Source organism: Desulfosarcina sp., from assembly GCF_033791525.1.
GTDB lineage: Bacteria > Desulfobacterota > Desulfobacteria > Desulfobacterales > Desulfosarcinaceae > Desulfosarcina.
This window is the reverse complement of the sequence record NZ_JASJGN010000435.1, coordinates 1-5571: the sequence shown is the minus strand read 5'-3', so window position 1 is coordinate 5571 and position 5571 is coordinate 1. Positions and strand designations below refer to the sequence as shown.

5 protein-coding genes are annotated in these 5571 nt (G+C 56.0%); all 5 read left to right on the top strand.

What is annotated here, in order from left to right; genetic code table 11:
* Positions 1-640 precede the first annotated feature (640 nt).
* The 5 genes from QNK41_RS20750 to QNK41_RS20730 all read left to right on the top strand — a co-directional run bounded on the left by QNK41_RS20750 (position 641) and on the right by QNK41_RS20730 (position 5384).
* Positions 641-1987 (top strand): PhoH family protein, encoded by a 1347-nt coding sequence (locus tag QNK41_RS20750; protein ID WP_319261065.1) that lies wholly within the window; start codon positions 641-643, stop codon positions 1985-1987.
* A 193-nt stretch (positions 1988-2180) separates the two neighbouring features.
* The gene (gene truD, locus QNK41_RS20745; protein ID WP_319261062.1) at positions 2181-3254 is read left to right on the top strand and encodes a tRNA pseudouridine(13) synthase TruD; all 1074 of its coding nucleotides are present in this window, start codon (positions 2181-2183) and stop codon (positions 3252-3254) included.
* A gap of 161 nt (positions 3255-3415) precedes the next feature.
* Positions 3416-3817: a RidA family protein gene (locus tag QNK41_RS20740; protein ID WP_319261059.1), complete on the top strand. Its 402-nt coding sequence runs from the start codon at positions 3416-3418 to the stop codon at positions 3815-3817.
* A gap of 104 nt (positions 3818-3921) precedes the next feature.
* On the top strand, positions 3922-4578 hold the full coding sequence (locus QNK41_RS20735) for a lactate utilization protein (RefSeq protein WP_319261056.1): 657 nt from the start codon (positions 3922-3924) through the stop codon (positions 4576-4578).
* 83 nt (positions 4579-4661) lie between these two features.
* Positions 4662-5384: a protein-L-isoaspartate(D-aspartate) O-methyltransferase gene (locus QNK41_RS20730; RefSeq protein WP_319261054.1), complete on the top strand. Its 723-nt coding sequence runs from the start codon at positions 4662-4664 to the stop codon at positions 5382-5384.
* Positions 5385-5571 lie beyond the last annotated feature (187 nt).

Here is a 5571-nt window from a genome sequence, read left to right as displayed (position 1 = left end):
CATTGCTCTGCATACGGGTTAGGCTCATGAATAAAGTAATAGGGGTGCCGGACCGGGTCAACCATCGACGGACCGGCCACCATACCGTTGTCGAAGAACAGTGTTGTATAGCTCAAAACCGCAGCCGCTTCAAGGCTAATGAAGTCTACGACCACGGATGAGGGATTTGCCCCGAGCTCAATGCGGACAGCAGGCCAGGCAGGGAAAATATCGAAGATATTGTTGCCTCAGCACCACTCGTATGCTATATATGGGACACGTTGATGATGCTGGATACTAAAGCTGAACAAGATCGAATGCCTCTATCCTTATTATCCGCCAAGTTATTTCCCCCACTCGCGGTCTCATTCCCGCAACGCTGTGTAGCGCCCACCCGGACAGGGTCTTTTCCCCCGATATCTGCGATATCCGCAAACCATAATCCCCTGAATATAAACCTGATGCACCCCAAGGGCACATCTTTCCTGGCGCCAGAGGTATTATTTTTCACATGCCTTGATCTCGAACAACAATCCTTATTTTCGGGCGGGCACGATGTAACAACGCTGAAACATAATCCCCGGTCCGATCCGGATGAGCACTTGTTCATCCGACGGGCAAACCAATCGGCGGGAACAACCCATGACCTCCAGGAGGTGCGATGATTTCGTTTTCCACAAGCAAACGAAAAACCTTTGTGCTGGATACCAACATTATCCTTCACGACAGTTCCTGTATCAACCACTTCGACGAGCATGACATTGTCATCCCCATTGCCGTGATCGAAGAACTGGACCGCTTTAAAAAGGGAAAGGAGATTTTAAACTGCAACGCCCGGGAATTCGCCAGGGCCCTGGACGCATTAACCGGGGATCGCATATTCAACGGCGGCGTCACCATCGGCCCCGGAAAAGGAAAAATCACCGTCTGCCTGGACCGGGCGTTTCATGACAAGCTAAAGACGAACTTCTCCCCTGACAAGCCGGACCACCATATTCTCAACGCAGCCTACCACATCGCTTGTGAACACGCCTTTGACCGGGTTTTTCTGGTGACCAAGGATGTCAACCTGCGCATGAAAGCCAAATCCATCGGCCTGATGGCCCAGGATTACAGCACAGACCGGGTTCAGGCCCCGGCAGATATCTATAAGGGCACCCGTGTGGTGGAAGACATCCCCGCCGCCGTCATTGACCAGCTATACGCCAAGCCCTTCGAAATGGACGCCGCCGCTCTGGATGTAAAGGAGCACCTGCTCCCCAACGAATACCTGATCATGAAAAACGGCAGCAAGTCCGCACTGGGCATATTTCTTCCCCAGACCCGATCCATCCGCCGTATAGACACCCAGGTCTGTTACGGCATCCGGCCCCGCAATGCCGAACAGTGCTTTGCCATGGACGCCCTAACTAACCCGGAGGTACCCCTGGTAACGATCACCGGCAAAGCCGGCACCGGCAAAACCCTTCTCGCCCTGGCTGCCGCACTGGAAAAGCGACGCAACTACCGACAAATTTTCATCTCCCGGCCATCGGTTCCATTGAGCAACAAGGACATCGGTTTTCTGCCCGGGGACATCCAGTCCAAACTGGACCCCTACATGCAGCCCCTTTACGACAACCTGTCGGTCATCGAAAGCAACCAGAACGGAAAGAACGGCAGCCGGCAGGGGCGCCGGGTGAAGGAACTGCTGGATGAAGAGAAGATCGTCATCACCCCTTTGTCCTATATTCGCGGCAGAAGCATCGTAAAAGTCTTCTTCATCGTGGATGAGGCCCAAAACCTTACCCCCCACGAGGTGAAGACGATCATCACCCGGGCCGGCGAAGGCACCAAGATCGTATTCACCGGAGACATCTACCAGATCGATCACCCCTACCTGGACAGCCGGAGCAACGGACTGAGCTACCTCATCGAAAAGATGAAAGGCCAGAGCCTCTACACCCACATCAACCTGGAAAAGGGGGAGCGCAGCGAGCTTTCGGACCTGGCCATCAGCCTGCTTTAACAACGGTTCAACGGTTCCTGGTTTCGGGTTCCCGGTTGGTTGTCCCGGATCTTGCGTGCCGATGCATGGCCTGCGGTCAAGCCAAGGTTGACCATGAGATTGCAACCGGCTAATCTGTCAGCAAACCGTCTGTGAAAAGCCATCAGGCGCAGGCAAACACCAGAACCCGATCCGTATCGAGCGGCACACACCAATGACATTGAATTCAAATACTGAAGACTTCGCCAATCGGGCGGAGGCCGCCATTGCCATGCTGTCGTCCATGCCCTTTATCGCCGACCCGCTTCCCGGCATTGGCGGCGCCATCAAGGCCACACCGGAGCATTTTGTGGTCGAAGAGATCCTTCCCTATGCCGCCTGTGGCGAAGGGGAACATGTCTATGTCACCTTCCGGAGGGCCGGATGGAACACCGCCGATGCCGCCCGAATCATGCAGAAACACCTGGGCCTGAACCCGTCGGATGTGGGCTGGGGCGGTCGCAAGGACAAAACGGCGGTGGTCGTTCAAACCCTTTCCTTTCGATGCGGTGTCAAGTATCCCCTGGCCGACGTGGAGAAGACATTGGCCGACCTGCCCTTTGAGATTCTGGCCATGGACCGCCATCGCAACAAGATCAAAACCGGTCACGTGGCCGCCAACCGCTTCACCGTCGTCATCAGCCATCCTGGACCCGATGCACTGCCCCGGGCGCTTGCCATTGCCGACCGGCTGAAGCAAACCGGCGTGCCCAACTTCTACGGCCCCCAGCGATTCGGCTACGGGCTGCAGAACATCCACCGGGGATTCGCCCTTTTCTCAGCGGGAAAAAAGGGACGCAAGGACACCTTCATGGTGTCGGTGGTCCAATCGGCGCTGTTCAACATATGGCTCAAGCAGCGCATGCAGGCTGGCGGCTACCGCAGACTGCTGTCCGGCGATGTCGTAAAAAAGACCGACACAGGCGGCATGTTCACCGTCGAAGATCTGGCCATCGAAGATCCGCGCTTCACCGCTGGAGAAATTGTCTACACCGGCCCGATTTTCGGATTCAAGATGAAACCGGCCATGCATGCGGCCGGTGAAAAAGAAGCGACACTGCTCAGGCAATTCAGCCTCGCCCCGGAAGATTTCCGGCAGTTCCGCTCACCCGGATCACGACGGGAAGCCATCCTGAACCTTACGGATCTGACCCTGGCGGAGGTGGACGACGGGCTGCGCCTCACCTTTACACTACCGTCAGGCGCTTATGCCACAACCGTTTTGCGCGAATTCACCCGACCGTCTTAGCCACTAACAGGCTGTTGAAAAACGTCATGAGTGCAGGCAAGACAAGGCAAAATTCGGCGAAAAAGCGCAGTTTATGTGTGATAAATGAGCATTTTGAGTCGAATTTTAACGCCGTATGGCCAAGCGCAATAGTTTTTCAACAGCCAGCTAAGGAGGACGCCATGCAAAGACAGCTGATCAGTTCAGGGTCTCCTTTTGAAAAGCCCATCGGTTTTTCCCGTGCCGTGAGAGTGGGAAATGCCATTGCCGTCTCGGGGACCGCCCCCATCGCGCCCGGTGGCGGCACGGCCTATCCGGGAGATCTCTATCGCCAGACCCGAACCTGCCTCGAAATCATCAAAAATGCCGTCGAAAATGCCGGCGGCCACCTGGATGATGTCATCCGCACGCGCATCATGCTCACTGACATCAGCCGCTGGCAGGAAGCTGCCCGGGCCCACGGCGAGTTCTTCGGTGAGATCCGACCGGCCAGCACCTTCGTCCAGGTAAGCCGGTTCATCGATGCGGACTGGCTGGTAGAGATCGAAGCCGATTGTGTGGTCGTGCAAGGAACGATTACTTAAGGGTCCACCTGAACCCCGAACGATAGCTGGTAAGCTGATAGCACAAAGCTGAAACCCTGAACCCAGAACCCTGAACCCTGAACCCCAGAACCCTGGAACCCATCATGACCGACCCCATCGACACCTATTGGCAGCTGCACCTGGAAAGATGCAAAAAGGCCCTGGAAAAAAACCGGTTCGAGGTGTTTGTGGCCGCCGACATCCAATCCGCCGGCACTGTTTTCTTCAATGAGATTCTTCCCGGAATCGAAGTAAAAACCGCGGCCTGGGGCGACTCCATGACCTTTCTGGCCACCGGTATACTGAATGTGATCAACGCCGATCCCGGCATCCTGACCATCGACCCCTTTGACGCACAGGCGTCACCGGAAGAACGACTAGAGCGCCGCCGGCAGGCCCTGCTCGCCGATCTGTTTTTCACGGGATCCAATGCCGTCACGGAAAGCGGGGTGCTGGTCAACCTGGACATGGTGGGCAACCGGGTGGCCGGCATCACCTTCGGTCCCAGGCACGTGGTTCTGTTCGTCGGCCGCAATAAATTGGTTCCGACCCTGGACGACGCCATGCAACGCGTCAAGCGCTTTGCCGCCCCAGCCAATGCCATCCGGCATCCGGGACTGAAAACACCCTGCGTGAAAACCGCTGTTTGCGCAGACTGCAGCAGCCCGGACCGGATCTGCAACACCTGGTGCATCACGGAAAAATCCTTTCCCAAGGGACGCATCAAAATCATCCTGATCAACCAGGATATAGGACTGTAAAAATCGAGAACCATTTTATCGAGACGGCGCCACTGTGAAAGCGGCCTGTCACCAATGATGGGACTCAAGAGGAAGCATCGACCATGATAAACGTGAAGACTGCCGGATTGCTGCTACTGACGCTTGCCGCTGGCCTGTGCATGGGCATGGCAGGCACACAGGCTGACGATTTCACGGCCCAGCGCCAACAGATGGTGGCATCGCAGATCCGCGGGCGTGGCATTTCGGATGCCGCCGTATTGAAGGCCATGGAAACCGTCCCCCGCCATCGGTTCGTACCGCCTGAAGTTATGGCCTTGGCGTACGGGGATACCCCGCTGCCCATCGGCCACGGGCAGACCATTTCACAGCCGTATATGGTGGCCCTGATGTCCCAACTGCTGGACGTCGAACCCGGCCGGCGGGTCCTTGAAATCGGCACCGGCTCCGGATATCAGGCCGCGGTGCTTGCCGACATGGGCGTTCACGTTTTCACCATCGAGATCGTTCCCGAATTGGGACACCAGGCCATCAATGTATTGGATGCACTGGGTTTTAAGAATATCCGGGTGAAAATCGGAGACGGCTACAAGGGCTGGCCCGAGCATGCCCCCTTTGATGCCATCATCGTCACCTGCGCACCAACCAACGTCCCGGAACCCCTCAAAGCCCAACTCGTAGAGGGGGGGCGAATGGTGATCCCTTCAGGAGGAAAATACAATCAGCAGTTATTTTTGCTGACCAAGCAGACGGGTAAAATCAAACAGGAAAAAATCGTGGATGTCCGCTTCGTTCCCATGGTGGACGAGCAGGGAAAAACCTATTGATGGTTGCTCTGCAAACCTCTGATTAGACCATCACCGCGGCCCCGATGAGCGGTTTCTCAGCTTCGCTCCGACATGCGACGGGGAATGCGCTCGCTGTCGCGGTTCAATCCCTGATCTAATTTACGGAAAATAGCATGCCTGGTATTCACAGGACCTAATAACGCCTATATCGAATCATTTCCCTCCT